This window comes from Glutamicibacter sp. NPDC087831 (assembly GCF_044742845.1).
Classification (GTDB): domain Bacteria; phylum Actinomycetota; class Actinomycetes; order Actinomycetales; family Micrococcaceae; genus Glutamicibacter.
On the sequence record NZ_JBIUVH010000002.1, the window covers coordinates 111,459 to 127,380 of the forward strand.

Here is a 15,922-nt window from a genome sequence, read left to right on the forward strand (position 1 = left end):
ATTACCGTGCCATCACGCGCTGACGGGTTCCTTCGACAGTTCACCGCAATGATCGGTGGCCGCCTGGGACGACACAGCGATCCAGGCCGAGTCGATCCAGGATTCTTCAGCGTGGAACGAGTCATTATCCTGATGACCACCGTGGGCGCCTTGCTGATGCTCCTTGCCAAGAACCCCTGCCGGGTCAACGGGTGGACTGGCAACAACCCGTACGCCTATGCGTGCTACAGCGACTGGGTTCCGCTGTTCTCCGCCCGCGGCTTCGCCGAGAACCCCTGGGCGCCATTCAGCGCGACCGCCCAGTTCGAGTACCCGGTACTGATGAGCACGGTGGCCTCGGCCGTTGCCTCGATCATCCCCACGGGGATCGAAAACCGTTCGCTGCTGTACTTCGACATCAACCTGCTGCTCGTTGCGATCCTGTGGATGGTCACCGTGATCGCCACCCTGCGGATGACCGGGCGCCGCCCGTGGGATGCCGCAATGGTGGCTATTGCCCCGGGCATCATCCTGGCCGGCAGCATCAACTGGGACATGTGGGCTGTGGCCTTGCTGGCCCTGGGCATGCTGGCATTCGCACGAAAGCACACCGTCCTTGCCGGGGTGCTGATCGGCTTAGGTGCCGCGATGAAGATCTATCCGTTCTTCATCCTAGGCGCGGTGCTGGTATTGGCCATTCGCACCGGCAGGCTCAAGACCTTCTGGGTGACTGGCGGAACCGCCGCGGCGACATGGGCACTGGTGAACCTTCCCTATGCGCTGGCGTTCCCCGACTCGTTCATGCACTTCTTCAACTTCTCTTCTGAACGCGGGGCAGGCTTCTCCAGCTTCTGGCACGCATGGAATGTCATCGCCGATAACAGGGGAGGGGTCCCGCTCTTTGAAGCCGAACAGATTTCCCGTTACGGCCTGGTCCTCTTCTTCCTGTGCTGCGTGGGCGTCGCAGTGCTGGGCTTGACTGCCAAGCGCACCCCGCGCCTGGCCTCCATGGCCTTCTTGATCATTGCTTCCTTTGTCATGGTCAATAAGGTGTATTCACCACAGTTCATCGTCTGGCTGATTCCGCTGTTCGCCCTCGCCTTGCCGCGCTGGCGCGAATTCGTTGTCTGGATGCTCGTGGAAATCGCGCACTTCTACGCTGTTTGGTTCTACCTTGATTCCCTCTCTGCGGAAGAAGCGCAGAAGGCCTTCCCTGAGACCGGTTATGCGGTGCTGGTGCTGGCGCATATGGTGATGCTGGGATACCTGATGTTCTTGGTGGCACGTTCAATTCTTGATCCACGCCACGACCCGATTCGTGCCGTGGGCCAGGATGATCCTTTGGCCGGCCCATTCGCCGGACTGGAGGACCGCTGGACCCTGCGCGGACTGCTGCCTCAATCCAAGAAAACGAATGAAGTGGCGGGAAATAAATCATGAGCGATGTTGCCGTTGTCGGTGCGGGACCCAATGGGCTAGCAGCCGCAGCAGTTGCTGCCCGTGCTGGATTAAGCGTCACGGTATATGAAGCCAACGACACCATCGGCGGGGCCGCCAGAACGCAGCCGCTGAATGGTTCTGCAGCGAAATTCGATTTGGGCAGCGCAGTGCATCCGATGGCCATGCAATCCCAAGCCATGCATGAACTGGGCGTCCACGACAAGGTGGAGTTCATCGTCCCCGAGCTGTCCTTCGCCCATGTGCTGGATCGCCGGACTGCCTACGCGTACAAGGATCTGGAACGCACCGGGCAGGAACTTGGAGGCGCGGACGGCGAGATGTACACCCGGCTCCTGGGCCCGCTGGTCAAGCAGATTGACGGGGTCAGCCAGACACTGCTCAATCCTCTGCTGAGGGTTCCCTCGAACCCCGCAGCGTTGGCGACCTTTGCCGTGAGCACGGTGGCGGGCATGGCCGTCAAGGAACTCTTTTCTGGAAAGTTTGAACGCGCCGCCGCGCTCTACGCAGGCTGTTCCGCCCACGTTGCGGGAGGCTCTCGCGGACCGGCCAATGCCGGGGCAGGACTGTTCCTTGCAGCAACAGCGCACGGCAAGGGATGGGCCATCCCGCGTGGAGGTTCCCAAGCCATCAGCGACGCCTTGGCCGAAGAAGCGATGGCTCATGGAGCAAAAATCCTTACCGGCACCCGCGTCAACCATGTTGATGAGCTTTCTGCGCAGAGCATCCTCTTCGATACCTCCGCCGAAAACGCTGCCAAGCTTTCAACAGGACACCTGCCTGAACGGCTCTCGCACGCGTTGAGCAGCATCCGGCGCTCGCCGGGAAGCTGCCTGGTGCACTACGTCCTTTCGGCACCGGTTCCATGGCGCGACGAGACTCTGGGCAAGGCCGGCACCGTGCACCTGGGCGGCACCGCGGCGCAGGTCGGGAAGGCCGAACGCGCCGCAGTGCGCGGGGGAGCGGCGAAGCCGTTCATGATTGTTGCCCAGCCCTCGCAATTTGATGATTCGCGGGCACCGCAGGGCCAGCACGTCATCTGGGCCTACTGCCACGTGCCACTGGATTCTCCGGTAGACATGAGCCGGGAACTGAAGGAAATGATTGAACAGGCAGCCCCTGGTTTCAGCGAGACAATCATTGAATCCCATGTTGTCACCGCCCAGGACTTGGAAGTGCAGAACTCGGCACTGGTCGGTGGCGATCTTTCCGGGGGAACCATGGACCTGCTGGGCAGCATCAAGCGGCCTCGGATCTCGGCCGACCCGTGGTACCTGCAGTCCAAAGGACTGTACTTGGTATCCTCGGCTGCGCCTCCGGGGCCGTCGGTGCATGGCATGGGCGGATTCCTCGGAGCGCAATCGATGCTCAAACGGGAATACGGAATCGCAAACTGGAAATCGGTGAACTGAGAGGCAATGGAATCAGTGCTCGCGCAGCTCGTTGGCTGGGTCTTCCTGGCAGCACTCTGGTGGCTGTTTATCCGGCAATACCGCAAGGACCCACGCCGCTTGGGTCTGGCTGCACTTCTCTTGCCGCTGGTGTTCTTCACCATTTCGGCGGTCGTCGACCTGTTGACCAGTGTGATCCCCGGGTTTGGGTTCCTCTTCTCCATAGTGCTGGTGCTGACCCCGCTGATGGTCGTTGTCTTCGGTGCCGCGCTGATCTACAACGGGATCCTGATGTGCCGGCGCGAAGGAGCCAAACCTGCGAATCTGCTGTCATTGGCAGCCGGGCTATCCGTCTTTGTCCTGCCAGTCATTGCGGTGCTGCTGATTCGCATCGAATCCTGGTGGACCTATTCGCTGGCTTTCGTCCTGTTCATGGCCTCCGTCTTCACGGCGAGCTTGTTCGCCATGCTGTTGCTGTACGCATGGGTGCACGCCAGATACCCATCCAAGGGCGAAGCCGCCGCCGTGGTGGTCCTTGGTGCCCGCACAATCAACGGCAAGGTCACCCCGTTGCTGCGTGGCCGCTTGGACAAGGGCATAGACCTGCATCAACTGCAGGCATCTGCTCGCCCCTTCATGGTTCCGACCGGGGGACAGGGCCATGATGAGGAAGAACCAGAGGGCGTAAGCATGGCCCGCTACCTGCGTGAGCAGGGCATTGCCGATGAACAGATTCTGGTTGAAGACCGGGCCAGGGACACCCTTGAGAACCTGGAGTTCTCCGACGCCTTGGTCCGTGCCCAGCGTCCGGATGGCCAGCTGTGGTTGGTCACCAGCGACTATCATGCGCTGCGTGCAGCGATGGCGTCACGCAAGCTCGGCTTGGATGCCCGTGCCTTCGGCGGGAAAACGGCGGCCTACTACCGTCCGAGTGCCTTCCTCAGGGAATGCGTTGCGATCGTGCGGGATCAAAAGAAGCTGATGGTTTTGCTGGCCCTGCCCTTCGCATTAGCCGTCGCAGGGATGATGTTCGTGCTCACGACGACCTTCTAACTTCCTTGGCACCCTGGGACCATGCACCATCTGGTGCATGGGCCCAGTTTTCGCTTCCCTGCCATCACCCTTTTGGTTGAGCCATAAATCAGCACTGGGGGCGGTGAGAGCTGGGCTCGAATTCCTTAGGCTGGAAATATGATCCAGGCAGAGCAGTTGACGAAGAAATACGGTGGAAAAACCGTGGTCGATAATGCGTCGTTCACGGTCCAAGAAGGCATGGTGACTGGGTTCCTCGGCCCCAATGGTGCCGGCAAGTCCACCACCATGCGCATGATCGTGGGATTGGCCAAACCTACCAGCGGTGAAGTGCTGGTCAACGGGCACGATTTCAAAAAATCACGTCACCCGTTGACCGAAGTCGGCACCCTGCTGGAAGCTAAGTCGGTGCACAAATCCCTGACTCCGCTGGCGCATTTGCGTGCCATGGCGGCTACCGCGGGGATCCCGAAGTCCCGAGTGCACGAAGTGCTCGATCTGACTGGCTTGTCTAGCGTGCAGCGCAAGAAGGTCGGCGGCTTTTCGCTGGGCATGGGGCAGCGGCTGGGCATTGCCACGGCCCTGCTTGGAGATCCGCAGGTGCTGATCCTCGATGAGCCGGTCAACGGCCTGGATCCCGAAGGCGTGGCTTGGGTCCGCAACCTGGCCCGCCAGCAGGCGGCCGATGGCAAAACCGTTTTCATCTCCTCCCACCTGATGAGTGAAATGGCCCAGACGGCGGATCACCTGATCGTGATTGGCCGTGGCCGCATCATGGCCGATGCGCCGATCACTGAATTCATCGACAACGGTCTTGACCAGACCATTGTGCGTTCAGCCGACATTGAGATCTTGATGAATGCGTTGAATGGTGAAGGTATTCAGCTACGCCGGATTGATGAGCATGGCCTGGAAGTTACCGGCCCCGATTCAGAAACCATTGGCCGCCGTGCCTTGGAATACGGGGTGGTGCTCAGCGAATTGCGTCCGCTGCAACGCACCTTGGAAGACGCCTACATGGAATTGACCCGCGATGCCGTCGAATACCACTCGAACACAGTTGCCGAGACTGGCGGCGGGAAGTAAGGACATGTCTAACCATCTAGCAACCGCACCACATGGCAAGGTCACCCTCTTCGGCGTGCTGCGCAGTGAGTCCATCCGTTTCTTCTCCCTGAACTCCACCCGCATCCTGGTTCTCTTGGCCATCGTGTTCTATGTGGGCATTGCAGCCGTGGCCACTTGGGGCATTGGTTCGCTCAGTGCCAGCATGGGCGACACGGATCAGATGCCGGGCATGGAAGGCCTATCGGCCCCGGGATTCGCCGCTGAGCTCATCGGCTCGGGCCTGGTCTTCAGCCAGCTGATCCTCGGCGTGCTTGGTGTCCTGCTCTTCAGCGGTGAATTCACCACCGGTTCAGCGGTAAGCACGTTCCTGGCCAGCCCGCGGCGACTGCGTGTCCTGGCCGCCAAGGGCATCTTGATCATCCTGCTCACTGCCGTCGTCCAGATCATCAGCTCGCTCTTGGCCTTCGCGATCAGCAAGCCGATTGCCGAGAACTACCAGATGAATCTGGAATTCAGCAGCGATGCCTTCCAACGGGTGCTCTGGTACGGGACGCTGGCGGTGACCATGGCGGCGTTGATCGGTTTGGCGTTGGGGATGCTGCTGCGCAACTCGGCCGGCGGCATCACCAGCCTCGCTGCCCTGTTCTTCGTGCTGCCGATCATCCTTTCCATCCTGACCACCTTGACCGATTGGGCGCAGGATATCGCGAAGTTCACCCCTGACCAGCTGGGCATGGGGTTGGCGACGCCCGCAAGTGTTGTCACCGACTTGGAGACCTGGCAGCAACTGCTGGGCGTGGCGGGTTGGATCGTGTTTCCACTGGTGTTGGGTGCAATCCTGCTGACCAAGCGGGACATCAAGTAGCGCAGGGATTGATCAAGAAAACTAGACTGGAAACATGAGCCAACCGACGCTGCAGGAAACTGTGGTTTCCTTCGATGAACTGGCCGCCAAGCGCATGGGCCGGATACGCCGTTATTTGCGTACCCACCCGCGTTTGGTGGTCATCGGTGCGGTAGTCATCTATCTGCTGCTCACACTGCCCGGTGTCCTGGTCATGGCAGCGATGCCAGAAGCCAACGCCACCGGCCTGCTGGTCGTCACCCTCGCCGTCAGCGCTGCCTTGTTGTACCGGCGCCGGGCACCGATGACGGTGATCATCCTGGTGTTCATTTTCGAATGCCTGGCCCTGGTGATTGCTGGTCCGCAAGGTGGACTGGGCGGGGTAGGCATGATTATCGCCCTGTACACGGTCGCCACCAGCTATTCGGCCAAACGCACCATCCCGCTGGCCATCCTGGCCGGCAGCTTCCAGACGGTCCTGATGGTGCTGATGGGCTTCCCCGACATGGCCGGAATGGAATTCGACCCGCAAGATGGAATCGACGAAACCATCTTCACGCGCGTCATCATCGCCGTCTCGGGCAGCTTCGTCATCGGTTTCTACATTGCCGCAGCCGCGGTGGGCATGAATGTGCGCAACGCGCGCATCCACGAAGCTGAACTGAACCACTGGGCCTCGCAGGTCTCCGGACTGGCCCAGGTGCAAGAGCGCAACCGCATCGCCCGCGAAATGCACGACGTTGTCGCCCATTCGCTTTCGGTGATGATTGCCTTGTCAGAGGGGGCACGAGTGGTGGCCAAGCGCGATCAGGTCCGTGCCGACGAAGTGCTCAATGAGCTCTCTGGAACCGGTCGCGCCGCCCTGGCGGATATGCGCCGCATGCTGGGCGTGCTTCGCCAAGAAGAATCCGGAGAGCTGGCCCCGCAGCCTACCGGCGGGAACGTGGAGCAATTGCTCGAAGGATTCCGTACCGCAGGTCTGCCGGTCTCATTTACCCATACGGGCGATCCGCTGCCGGAGGACACCACCTTCCAGCTGACCGTCTTCCGTATCATTCAAGAGTCCCTGACTAATTCCTTGCGCTATGCCCGTAACGTAAGTGATGTGCAGGTTCGCCTGGAACGGCGCCGCGAAGAACTGCGCATGGAAATCATGGACAACGGAGATGCAACGAGAGTTCCGAGTATCGGCAGCGGACGCGGTCTGCGCGGCATGCGCGAACGAGCCGCGCTCTTTGGCGGAACGGTTGATGCCGGACCGGTAGCCAGTGGCGGATGGATTGTGAAAGCGGTCCTCAAGCTACCCGAATGCAGCTTGCAGAACGAAAACCAGAAGGCAGTGAAGGAATAAGCGTGGAAGACAAAATCAAGGTACTGCTGGTCGATGACCAGCCCCTCTTACGCATGGGATTCCGCCTCATCCTCGAAGGTGAAGACGACATCGTCATCGCCGGCGAAGCTGTCGATGGACTCGATGCCCTTGCCCAGACGGCCGCACTGAAACCCGATGTGGTCCTGATGGATGTGCGCATGCCCAAGATGGACGGCTTGGAAGCGACCGAACGCATCGCCAAGGACCATCCGGAAACCAAGATCATTATCCTGACGACCTTTGACCTGGACGAGTACGCCTTCTCAGGGCTGCAGGCAGGAGCCAGTGCGTTCCTGCTCAAGGACGTGGCCCCGGAAGAACTGGTCCAAGCGGTGCGCCTGGTAGCTTCCGGCGACGCTGTGGTGGCACCCCGGGTGACTGCCCGCCTGCTGGAAACCTATGTGCGCAACGCTGGCGCCGGGAACCGGAACCAGCCGGCCGAAACTCCGCATGACCCGCTGCTCGATGATCTCACCCCGCGTGAGCAGGAAGTGCTGCGTGCGCTTTCCGAGGGACTATCCAACGCCGAGATTGCACACCGTTTCTTCCTTTCCGAAGCAACGGTGAAAACCCACGTGCGGCGCATCCTGACCAAATTGCATCTGCGCGACCGTGTTCAAGCGGTGGTGTACGCCTACGAGACCGGGCTGGTCATTCCATCCCAAGGCCTGGACTACTAGGCATCGCTGAGGCAGCAAAATGGCCGCCGGGTGAAACCCCATGGGGTTCCGCCCGGCGGCCATGGAGCTTTCTAGCGCTTATTGGCCTTGCGCTGCTTCTTCGCCGTAGAGCGCAGCTGTATCACGCGGGCCACCCCGGCGATCGCGACCACTAGGGCGCCACCAATAGCGGCAAAGAACAATGCCAGCCCGAGGTTGACCTGTCCCTGATACGCGAAGTAGTTCAGGGTCACCTGCTCCTGGTTCTGGGCAATGAAGATGATCAGCAGGATCAGCACGAGCAAGCCGAAGATCGTAGCGGTCCAGATACGACCCAACTTGGTCGCTGGGAGCTTATCTGCACCGGCAGGTTTGGCCCGTTGGACCTTGGAATCCATCGGTACGGTGGTCTCCACTTCGACCTCGCGTGATTCTGCTGGAATGTTCTCTTGCTCTGGTGTTCGATCAGCCGTAGCCATGATGAACTCGCTTTCCTTGTCTCCGGGACTGCTTTCAGCTTCGTCGAGAGCGAGGTGCCAAGTCAAGACCCGGATAGGGGTGTCTGCCAGGTTGCCAGGGCGGAGGCAGGCTCAGCAGGACATCAGCAAATGTGGTTCAGGCTACTAAGCTGGGAGGCAACTCGACTTTTCAGGCGGGAACCAAAACCTGAAGAACCGTCTGACAAACATCTCTTGACAGAAAGAAGTGAGTAACCAGCCATGGCACAAGCCGCAGCAATGGCCCACATTGCAGATCTGGCCGAATACGTCGCAACCTCGCCATCGAGCTACCACGCCGCGGCCTCGGCCGCGCAGCGCTTGGACGCTGTTGGATTCACCGGTCTGGACGAAAAGCAGGCTTGGAACCTGGTCCCGGGTTCCTACTACGTGGTCCGCGACGGTGCGATCATCGCTTGGGTGCAGCCAGAAGCTGCCACTGCGACCAGCGGATTCCATATCCTCGGCGCCCACACCGACTCGCCGGGCTTCAAGCTCAAGCCGAAGCCAACCACCGGTTCCAACGGCTGGTGGCAGGCAGGGGTCGAAGTCTACGGCGGACCGCTGCTGAACTCCTGGCTGGACCGCGAACTGGTGCTCGCCGGCCGATTGGTACTCAAGGACGGTTCCGAGCACCTGGCGAAGACCGAACCAATCCTGCGCATCCCGCAACTAGCGATCCATCTGGACCGCCAGGTCAATGAGGGCCTGACCCTGGACAAGCAGACCCACACCAATCCAATCTTTGGCGCCGGCGATCTGGCGGATGCCGACATCCTGGCGATCCTGGCGAAGTCTGCAGGTGTCGACCCGGCCCAGGTAGCCGGCTACGACATCCTGACCGCGCCCGCGCAGCGCGGCGAGGTCTTTGGCGAGGGCAAGAACTTCTTCGCCAGCGCCCGGCTGGATAACCTCACCTCGGTGCACGCAGGCCTGATTGCGCTGACGGGCCATTCCCGCAAGCCAGCAGGCAACCGCATTGCCATGCTTGCTGCCTTCGACCACGAAGAACTGGGTTCCTCCTCGCGCTCGGGCGCTTGCGGCCCATTCCTGGAAGAGCTGATCAACCGCATCCAGGCATCCATGGATGCTTCAGTTGAAGACACCGCTCGCGCCCTGTCGAATTCTGTATGCCTGTCTGCCGATGCTGGCCACGCGGTTCACCCGAACTACCCAGAGCGCCACGACCCAGCCAACCGTCCGCAGCTGAATGCCGGCCCGCTGCTGAAGATCAATGCGAACCAGCGTTATGCCACCGATGCGGTGGGTGCTGCCGCATTCGCCAACTGGTGCGAGTCGGCGGGAGTTCCCTACCAGGAGTTCGTGTCCAATAACCGCGTACCGTGCGGATCCACCATTGGACCATTGACCGCGACCCGACTGGGCATTCGCACCCTGGATGTGGGAGTCGCGCTGCTGTCCATGCACTCGGCCCGCGAGATGTGCGGCGTTGACGACCCTTGGTATCTGTCCAAGGTCTCTCGCGAGTTCTTCGGAGCCTAGCAAGTCCAACCTGAAAAGCCGGCCTGCGGGCTGGCTTTTCGCCTCCCCGGGGGATCTTCGCCCGATGTGCCTAATCGATGGCATAATCGGCACCATGACGATCCTCAACCAGAACACGTTGATCTTCCAGCAGACGAAGAACATCTCGAAGAACGACTTCGCGATTCTTGATTCTTCCGGGATGCAGATTGCCCACGTGGATACCGGCGGAAGCGCGCTGGGCCGCATGTTCGTTGGGGCTCGCGAACTCACGGTCTTCGATGGACCAGGCAATCCGGTTGTCATCGTCAAGGACACGATGACCATGGGCCGCGATCGTTTTGAAATCCTTGATGGCAACGCTGCCCCGCTGGCCAGCCTGGTCAAGAGGATCACCTTCTTCAAAACAAGGGTCTCCATCTCGATGCTGGGCGAAGAGCTCGAATTACTGGGCAGCATCTGGGACTTCGACTTCCAGATCACCGGTCCCGGCGGGGTTCTGGGAACCGTGACCCGAGAATGGTCCGGGATGGGCAACGCATTGCTCGGCAAGTCGACCTATGCCCTGCGCTTGGCGGAAAACCTCAACGCACAGCAACGCCAGGCAGTGATCGGCTCGGTGCTGGCACTGGATTTGATCCGTGAAAAGCAACAGCGCAATTCTTAACGGAGCTGAGGTAGTCGCCGCCAGGAATACTTCTTCGTCGCAGGCCAGCCTTGGTTCTTGGCCGCTGTCGTGTTGCAGTCGGGTAACTGTCACGTCGATGTCGTGGTGCTTTCGGGGCGCCATTGGCTAGCGTAAGTGGCATGAATGAATCACGGATTGCAGAGCTTCGCCGTGCCAAGGGCTGGACGCAAGAACGTCTAGCCGCCGAAAGCGGCATCACTGTCAGAACGGTCCAACGGCTCGAAGCCGGAAATGATGCGAGCTTGGAGACTATCTCACTGGTCGCCAAGGCCTTGGAGGTGCCGGTTGGAGACCTGTTCAAAAGCGTCCAGACTCCGAAGTTCTCCGAGGCCGTGGATGGGCTTGAAGCGCGGGCCCAAGCAGATCAAGATCGTCGGGATTCGGCAACCAAGGGGATCCTGGCCGTGTTCCGCGGGCTGGGCATCCTGGTCACTTTCGGCACGGTCATCTTGGCTACCACCGGCAACTTTGGGTGGTACATCTGGTTGCTGATCCCGGTGTACTGGGGCGTCGGGCAGCTGCTGCTTGAGGCTGCTTTCCGTCTGAGCCTGGATGCCAAACTCGACGCCAAATACCCGCTGTCCACGGCAAATCGGAAACTGCTGGGCTAGGTCCATGCTGCGAAGCGCAAACCCAGGCACCGCCCATGAGGTTCCCACGGGTCGTTAGACCGACTGTTGCCCATTGATAACCTGCTGTTTACCCCCTGCTGGTCTGATCAATGACTATGAGTTCGAATTCCCTGCAGGTCAAGAATTTCCGCCCGGAGATCCAAGCGCTCCGCGCCTTGGCGGTTCTGCTGGTCGTCGCCTATCATCTTGAGCCATCCGCAGTTCCAGGCGGTTATATCGGGGTTGACATCTTCTTCGTCATCTCGGGCTTCCTGATTACCTCGCACCTGCTGCGTGAAGCCGAACGCACCGGCCGGGTCAGCCTCGCAGCCTTCTTTGCCGGCCGAGCGCGAAGAATCCTCCCGGCTGCCATGCTGGTGATCCTGGTAGTTGTCGTGGCAAGCCTGCTGATCTTTCCCAAAACCCAGTGGGGTGCCTTGGGCACCCAGGCCATCGCCTCTGCCTTCTCGGTGCAGAACTGGGTTCTCGCCGCCGACTCCGTCGACTACCTCGCTTCGGATCAAGCACCCGGGCCGTTGCAGCACTTCTGGTCCCTGGGCGTGGAGGAGCAGTTCTACCTTTTCTGGCCGTTGCTGGTTTTGGCCGTGTGCCTGTTGGCCAAACCGAATGCGGACGCTAGCAGTGGCGATGGATTTGCCCCGCGGCGCCGCATGCTCTGGATCATTTTCTCAGCCACCGCACTTTTGTCGCTGGGATACTCGGCCTATGCCGGTTACTCAGGCAATAGCGCCGGATACTTCATCACCACCACCCGCATTTGGGAACTGGCCGTCGGCGGACTGCTGGCCTTGGCAGTCCAGGCGCACGCCAACGGCGCCTTGAAGCTTCCACCGTGGGCAACCAGCTGGCAGTTCAGAAATCTTGCCGTACTCGTGGCTTTGGCGGCGATCTGCTTCGCGGCATTCAGCTACAACGCCACAACAGTCTTCCCGGGGATTGCGGCGGCCCTCCCGGTTCTTGGCTGCGCCGTGGTGATTGCCGCAGGCAGTACGCGAGGACCTGGTTCCCTGCACCCGCTGGTGAACTGGGCTCCCGTTCAATGGGTCGGCCTCGCCTCGTATTCGCTATATCTGTGGCACTGGCCGCTGATCGTATTCTTCATCGAACTGGCCGGGGGCAACCCGGACCCATTGCAGTCGCTGGCCTTGCTGGCCGGGTCCCTGCTCTTGGCTTGGGCCAGCTTGAAGTGGGTCGAAACTCCCATGCGCCACTTCCGCCCCATAGCCGGTTCTCCTGCCCGCTCCTTGATTGCAGGGGCGGCGATGGTCGGGCTGGCCGCGTCCATCGCGCTATTGCCAGGTGCCATGCAGCAGCATCTTGTGGGCCAGGAGCAGCGTGAGCTGGGCGCGATGATGCAAAACCCGCCAGCTGGTTTTGGCGCGGCCTCCGTGGGCCAGGGCGCACCTGCGTACCTTTCCGGCCATCGCCAGGTCGTCCCGCTTCCTGCGACGGCCGCCGAGGACCAGCCCGAACTGGGAGATTGCGTCCAGGAACCGAAATCCACGCAGATCAAGGAATGCGAATTCGGCAGCGAGGACGCCAGCTACACCGTGGCCCTGGTGGGTGATTCCCATGCAGCCCACTGGTTCGAGGCCGTCAGCCGATACGCCCAAAGCAAGGGCTGGAAAGTGGTGACCTATCTGAAGAATTCCTGCCCGTTCTCCGAGGCCCAGCGCAAGGCGGATCGGGATGGCAGCATCAACTGCGAAGAAGCCATCGACCAGACCATGGAAGCTCTGGCTGCGCGCGATGACATCAACGCGGTGATCACCTCGAGTTGGGGAGGAGCCACCTTTACCACTGACGCGGCACAGGGGCTGGCTTCGACGTGGTCCACCCTTGAAGACGCGGGCCTGCCGGTCTACGCCATTGTGGACACCCCGCGGCCGCCGCAGGATTCCTATGCGCGCGACTGCGTGGAAGAAAACGTGCAGAACCCGGATAAGTGCGCCTTCCCGGAAAAGGGAGCCTATGAAGTGGGCGATGCCACCAAGCAGGCCGCCGAACTGGAGCCGCGCGTCGAAGTGCTCGACTTCAGCGATTACTTCTGCATGGATGGAACCTGCCCGGCAGTGGTGGGGAATGTCTTGGTCTACCGGGACAAGCACCACATCAGCGATACCTACATGCGCACCTTGGCCCCGATCTTTGGCGAAAGGATCGAGGTTGCCTTGGATTCCGAGTAGCCCAGCATGATTTAGGACACCAAGGCTTATGCAAGTTCGGGTCTCTCGGGTAGGATTGGAAGGTCTGTGCCACTGCATGCCCGAAAGTTGGGCGTCTGGTGCACAGATAACGCAAGAACCTCCTGTTGCGGAAATACCGCGACCGTTTAGCCCAAAGGAGGTGGGTTCACATGCGTGCTTATGAACTTATGGTCCTCATTGATCCAGAGGTCGATGACCGCACCGTAGAGCCAACCATCGAGAAGTACCTCGAGGTTGTCCGCTCCAACGGTGGCACTATCGAAAAGGTTGATGTCTGGGGTCGTCGCAAGATGTCCTACGAGATCAAGAAGAAGGCAGAAGCCACTTACGTAGTGGTGAACTACACCGCAGAGCCAGCAGCTTCCGCTGAGCTTGAGCGCCAGCTCAAGATCAACGAACTGATCCTGCGCCACAAGGTCACCCGTCCGGAAGAGGCACGCGTTTAATTACGCGCAACCTTCCGTCGTAGGAATTAACGTTCAATCTTTTTAAGGAGAGTCAATGGCAGGCGAGACTGTTATTACCGTTATCGGAAACCTGACTGCCGATCCGGAGCTGCGTTTTACGCCGTCCGGTTCAGCCGTAGCGAACTTTACGATCGCTTCGACTCCTCGCACCTTTGACCGCCAGTCCAATGAGTGGAAGGACGGGGAAGCCCTGTTCTTGCGCGCATCGGTGTGGCGCGAAGCTGCAGAGAACGTTGCTGAAACGCTGACCAAGGGCATGCGTGTCATCGCCCAGGGCCGGTTGCGTTCACGTTCTTACGACACCAAGGAAGGCGAACGTCGCACCGTCATGGAGCTTGAAGTCGATGAAATCGGCCCATCGCTCCGTTTCGCGTCCGCCAAGGTCACCCGTACCCAGCGCTCCGGCGGTGGCAACGGTGGCTTCGGCAACGGTGGTGGAGGTTTCTCCAACGCACCGCAGCAAAGTGCACCAGCTCAGGCGCCGCGTCAGCAGCAGCCTCAGCAGGGTGGCGGATGGAATGCTCCAGCCGCAGACCCATGGAGCACCGGCGGAAACAACGGTGGCGGCTGGGGCAACCCGGGCGCAGACGAACCGCCTTTCTAAACAATATTTATTCACCATCCCGCAGATCACTCTGCGGGCTCCAAAGCTAAGGAGCTCCACGATGGCTAAGGCTGAAATCCGTAAGCCCAAACCAAAGTCCAACCCATTGAAGGCCGCTGACATCACTGTCATCGACTACAAGGACACCGCACTGCTGCGCAAGTTCATCTCCGACCGCGGTAAGATCCGCGCTCGTCGTGTAACTGGCGTTTCCGTTCAGGAACAGCGCAAGATCGCACAGGCAATCAAGAACGCACGTGAAGTAGCCCTGTTGCCTTACTCCGGCGCTGGCCGCGGCTAAGGAAGAGGGATAGCAAAATGGCAAAGATCATTCTGACTCACGAAGTATCCGGTCTCGGTGCTGCTGGCGATATTGTCGAGGTAAAGAACGGCTACGCCCGTAACTACCTGCTGCCACGCGGCTTCGCAATCGTCTGGACCCAGGGCGGTGAGAAGCAGGTGGAGTCGATCAAGGCTGCACGTGCTGCTCGCGCCGTTGCAAACCTTGAGGATGCTCAGGCACTTGCAGCTAAGCTGAAGTCCCAGCCGGTGAAGATCACCATGAAGGCTGGCTCGAACGGTCGCCTGTTCGGCACCGTTAAGACCACCGAAATTGCTGCTGCCGTAGAGGCTGCCGGTCTGGGTAAGATCGACAAGCGCAACATCGAGGTCAACGACCAGATCAAGTCGACTGGCAACTACACCGCAACCGTTCGCGTTCACGCTGACGTTCTTGCAAACCTGCGCCTGCAGGTTGTAGCTGCTGCCAAGAAGTAAGTCTTCTAGACTCAGCTTCTGTCCAAGAGGTGGCGTGCACTCCGCAAGGAGAGCACGCCACCTCTTGGCGTTAACCCGCCGTCCAGTCTGCTAGCGCCTTGGGTTCAGCCGTTGCTTGAGGTGCGTCCGCTGGACGCCGGGATTAACGGCTGATGGCCACGATGCATTGGCATCGCAGCCACCGATCGGGATTACAGTTTCTCAGTGCGCCATCCGGGATCCGCCAGTTTCATGGCGCATCTGAATGGCAGGGGCAAGCGCGAGCAGGCCGGCAACGACGCCGACGCCACCGCAGATCCACGACATCCAGGCGATACCAGCGGAATCCGTATACGATCCCATCCATGGCGAGGCGAATAGCAAGGCGCTGGCGATGGTCAGTGCCCATTCCATTGAAACCAGGCGTGGCATCATGACGCTCCAGACGCCGGTGATCACCATGAGCAGGCCGAAGGCCACCATCAGCATCATCGAAGTGCTGGTTCCATCGAGCCACGTGGTTGAAACTGCGGCCGCAATACCTGCCGCGACGCCGACCCAGTCTTGCCACCGAGTCCATTTCTTCATTGCAAATACCTCCAACATTCATCGCAGAGGGCTCCTAAGCGGGAGTCGATTTAAAGGTAGGCTCGCGATTGCCGATGCGCAATCCACTTTTGGGAGCATTTTGGTAAATCCTTGGCCCCCATGGCGCCATTTCCCGCCGGCCGCTGGCCGATGCCTTCCTGTTCCAGGATTCGTACCGCCTATGGCGCTTCGGGTCGC

General features: G+C 60.3%; 17 protein-coding genes. 15 read left to right on the forward strand and 2 right to left on the reverse strand.

Annotation, left to right across the window (positions count from 1 at the left end):
* Positions 1-111: 111 nt before the first annotated feature.
* The 7 genes from ACIOJF_RS06995 to ACIOJF_RS07025 all read left to right on the forward strand — a co-directional run bounded on the left by ACIOJF_RS06995 (position 112) and on the right by ACIOJF_RS07025 (position 7,824).
* Positions 112-1,419, forward strand: a complete 1,308-nt coding sequence (locus ACIOJF_RS06995) for a glycosyltransferase family 87 protein (protein WP_332595063.1) — start codon at positions 112-114, stop codon at positions 1,417-1,419.
* A complete protein-coding gene (locus ACIOJF_RS07000) occupies positions 1,416-2,849 on the forward strand; it encodes an NAD(P)/FAD-dependent oxidoreductase (protein WP_105656599.1) in 1,434 nt (477 codons plus the stop codon). The genes ACIOJF_RS06995 and ACIOJF_RS07000 overlap by 4 nt, the downstream gene beginning before the upstream one ends.
* Before the next feature lie 6 nt (positions 2,850-2,855).
* A complete protein-coding gene (locus ACIOJF_RS07005) occupies positions 2,856-3,881 on the forward strand; it encodes a YdcF family protein (RefSeq protein ID WP_105656598.1) in 1,026 nt (341 codons plus the stop codon).
* A 138-nt stretch (positions 3,882-4,019) separates the two neighbouring features.
* On the forward strand, positions 4,020-4,946 hold the full coding sequence (locus ACIOJF_RS07010) for an ABC transporter ATP-binding protein (protein WP_105656597.1): 927 nt from the start codon (positions 4,020-4,022) through the stop codon (positions 4,944-4,946).
* A gap of 4 nt (positions 4,947-4,950) precedes the next feature.
* The gene (locus ACIOJF_RS07015) at positions 4,951-5,793 is read left to right on the forward strand and encodes an ABC transporter permease (protein ID WP_332486909.1); all 843 of its coding nucleotides are present in this window, start codon (positions 4,951-4,953) and stop codon (positions 5,791-5,793) included.
* A 34-nt stretch (positions 5,794-5,827) separates the two neighbouring features.
* Positions 5,828-7,123, forward strand: coding sequence for a sensor histidine kinase (locus ACIOJF_RS07020; protein WP_105656595.1), 1,296 nt, complete (start codon positions 5,828-5,830; stop codon positions 7,121-7,123).
* The gene (locus ACIOJF_RS07025) at positions 7,081-7,824 is read left to right on the forward strand and encodes a response regulator transcription factor (protein WP_105656594.1); all 744 of its coding nucleotides are present in this window, start codon (positions 7,081-7,083) and stop codon (positions 7,822-7,824) included. Before ACIOJF_RS07020 ends, ACIOJF_RS07025 begins: the two co-directional genes overlap by 43 nt.
* A gap of 71 nt (positions 7,825-7,895) precedes the next feature.
* On the opposite strand, the gene ACIOJF_RS07030 is transcribed toward ACIOJF_RS07025, so the two are convergent.
* Complete coding sequence (locus ACIOJF_RS07030) at positions 7,896-8,282, reverse strand: lipopolysaccharide assembly LapA domain-containing protein (RefSeq protein WP_133833776.1); 387 nt, start codon at positions 8,280-8,282, stop codon at positions 7,896-7,898.
* 240 nt (positions 8,283-8,522) lie between these two features.
* On the opposite strand from ACIOJF_RS07030, the gene ACIOJF_RS07035 reads away from it, so the two are divergent.
* From ACIOJF_RS07035 to rplI, 8 genes are all read left to right on the forward strand, one after another.
* On the forward strand, positions 8,523-9,803 hold the full coding sequence (locus tag ACIOJF_RS07035; RefSeq protein WP_105656592.1) for a M18 family aminopeptidase: 1,281 nt from the start codon (positions 8,523-8,525) through the stop codon (positions 9,801-9,803).
* Positions 9,804-9,897: 94 nt separating this feature from the next.
* The gene (locus tag ACIOJF_RS07040; protein ID WP_166650745.1) at positions 9,898-10,449 is read left to right on the forward strand and encodes an LURP-one-related/scramblase family protein; all 552 of its coding nucleotides are present in this window, start codon (positions 9,898-9,900) and stop codon (positions 10,447-10,449) included.
* Between the two features lie 140 nt (positions 10,450-10,589).
* Positions 10,590-11,081: a helix-turn-helix domain-containing protein gene (locus ACIOJF_RS07045; protein WP_105656590.1), complete on the forward strand. Its 492-nt coding sequence runs from the start codon at positions 10,590-10,592 to the stop codon at positions 11,079-11,081.
* Positions 11,082-11,197: 116 nt separating this feature from the next.
* Entirely contained in the window at positions 11,198-13,288 is a 2,091-nt protein-coding gene (locus tag ACIOJF_RS07050) for an acyltransferase family protein (RefSeq protein WP_402741404.1), read from the forward strand.
* Positions 13,289-13,458: 170 nt separating this feature from the next.
* Entirely contained in the window at positions 13,459-13,755 is a 297-nt protein-coding gene (gene rpsF, locus ACIOJF_RS07055) for a 30S ribosomal protein S6 (protein ID WP_060703203.1), read from the forward strand.
* 55 nt (positions 13,756-13,810) lie between these two features.
* A complete protein-coding gene (locus ACIOJF_RS07060; protein WP_013350684.1) occupies positions 13,811-14,380 on the forward strand; it encodes a single-stranded DNA-binding protein in 570 nt (189 codons plus the stop codon).
* A gap of 61 nt (positions 14,381-14,441) precedes the next feature.
* Positions 14,442-14,681, forward strand: a complete 240-nt coding sequence (gene rpsR / locus ACIOJF_RS07065; RefSeq protein WP_013350683.1) for a 30S ribosomal protein S18 — start codon at positions 14,442-14,444, stop codon at positions 14,679-14,681.
* A 17-nt stretch (positions 14,682-14,698) separates the two neighbouring features.
* Positions 14,699-15,157: a 50S ribosomal protein L9 gene (gene rplI / locus ACIOJF_RS07070; protein ID WP_105656588.1), complete on the forward strand. Its 459-nt coding sequence runs from the start codon at positions 14,699-14,701 to the stop codon at positions 15,155-15,157.
* A 201-nt stretch (positions 15,158-15,358) separates the two neighbouring features.
* Here rplI and ACIOJF_RS07075 read toward each other — a convergent pair whose 3' ends face one another.
* The gene (locus ACIOJF_RS07075; RefSeq protein ID WP_402697035.1) at positions 15,359-15,724 is read right to left on the reverse strand and encodes an SPW repeat protein; all 366 of its coding nucleotides are present in this window, start codon (positions 15,722-15,724) and stop codon (positions 15,359-15,361) included.
* Between the last annotated feature and the right edge of the window lie 198 nt (positions 15,725-15,922).

What these genes read in the sequence shown, in the direction of transcription:
- ACIOJF_RS07020 (WP_105656595.1), top strand. Translation starts at nt 5,828, where the DNA reads ATGAGCCAACCGACGCTGCAGGAAACTGTGGTTTCCTTCGATGAACTG.
- ACIOJF_RS07060 (WP_013350684.1), top strand. Translation starts at nt 13,811, where the DNA reads ATGGCAGGCGAGACTGTTATTACCGTTATCGGAAACCTGACTGCCGAT.
- ACIOJF_RS07000 (WP_105656599.1), top strand. Translation starts at nt 1,416, where the DNA reads ATGAGCGATGTTGCCGTTGTCGGTGCGGGACCCAATGGGCTAGCAGCC.
- rpsR (WP_013350683.1), top strand. Translation starts at nt 14,442, where the DNA reads ATGGCTAAGGCTGAAATCCGTAAGCCCAAACCAAAGTCCAACCCATTG.
- ACIOJF_RS07040 (WP_166650745.1), top strand. Translation starts at nt 9,898, where the DNA reads ATGACGATCCTCAACCAGAACACGTTGATCTTCCAGCAGACGAAGAAC.
- ACIOJF_RS07010 (WP_105656597.1), top strand. Translation starts at nt 4,020, where the DNA reads ATGATCCAGGCAGAGCAGTTGACGAAGAAATACGGTGGAAAAACCGTG.
- ACIOJF_RS07050 (WP_402741404.1), top strand. Translation starts at nt 11,198, where the DNA reads ATGAGTTCGAATTCCCTGCAGGTCAAGAATTTCCGCCCGGAGATCCAA.
- ACIOJF_RS07015 (WP_332486909.1), top strand. Translation starts at nt 4,951, where the DNA reads ATGTCTAACCATCTAGCAACCGCACCACATGGCAAGGTCACCCTCTTC.
- rplI (WP_105656588.1), top strand. Translation starts at nt 14,699, where the DNA reads ATGGCAAAGATCATTCTGACTCACGAAGTATCCGGTCTCGGTGCTGCT.
- rpsF (WP_060703203.1), top strand. Translation starts at nt 13,459, where the DNA reads ATGCGTGCTTATGAACTTATGGTCCTCATTGATCCAGAGGTCGATGAC.
- ACIOJF_RS07005 (WP_105656598.1), top strand. Translation starts at nt 2,856, where the DNA reads ATGGAATCAGTGCTCGCGCAGCTCGTTGGCTGGGTCTTCCTGGCAGCA.
- ACIOJF_RS07025 (WP_105656594.1), top strand. Translation starts at nt 7,081, where the DNA reads ATGCAGCTTGCAGAACGAAAACCAGAAGGCAGTGAAGGAATAAGCGTG.
- ACIOJF_RS07035 (WP_105656592.1), top strand. Translation starts at nt 8,523, where the DNA reads ATGGCACAAGCCGCAGCAATGGCCCACATTGCAGATCTGGCCGAATAC.
- ACIOJF_RS07030 (WP_133833776.1), bottom strand. Translation starts at nt 8,282, where the DNA reads ATGGCTACGGCTGATCGAACACCAGAGCAAGAGAACATTCCAGCAGAA.
- ACIOJF_RS07045 (WP_105656590.1), top strand. Translation starts at nt 10,590, where the DNA reads ATGAATGAATCACGGATTGCAGAGCTTCGCCGTGCCAAGGGCTGGACG.
- ACIOJF_RS07075 (WP_402697035.1), bottom strand. Translation starts at nt 15,724, where the DNA reads ATGAAGAAATGGACTCGGTGGCAAGACTGGGTCGGCGTCGCGGCAGGT.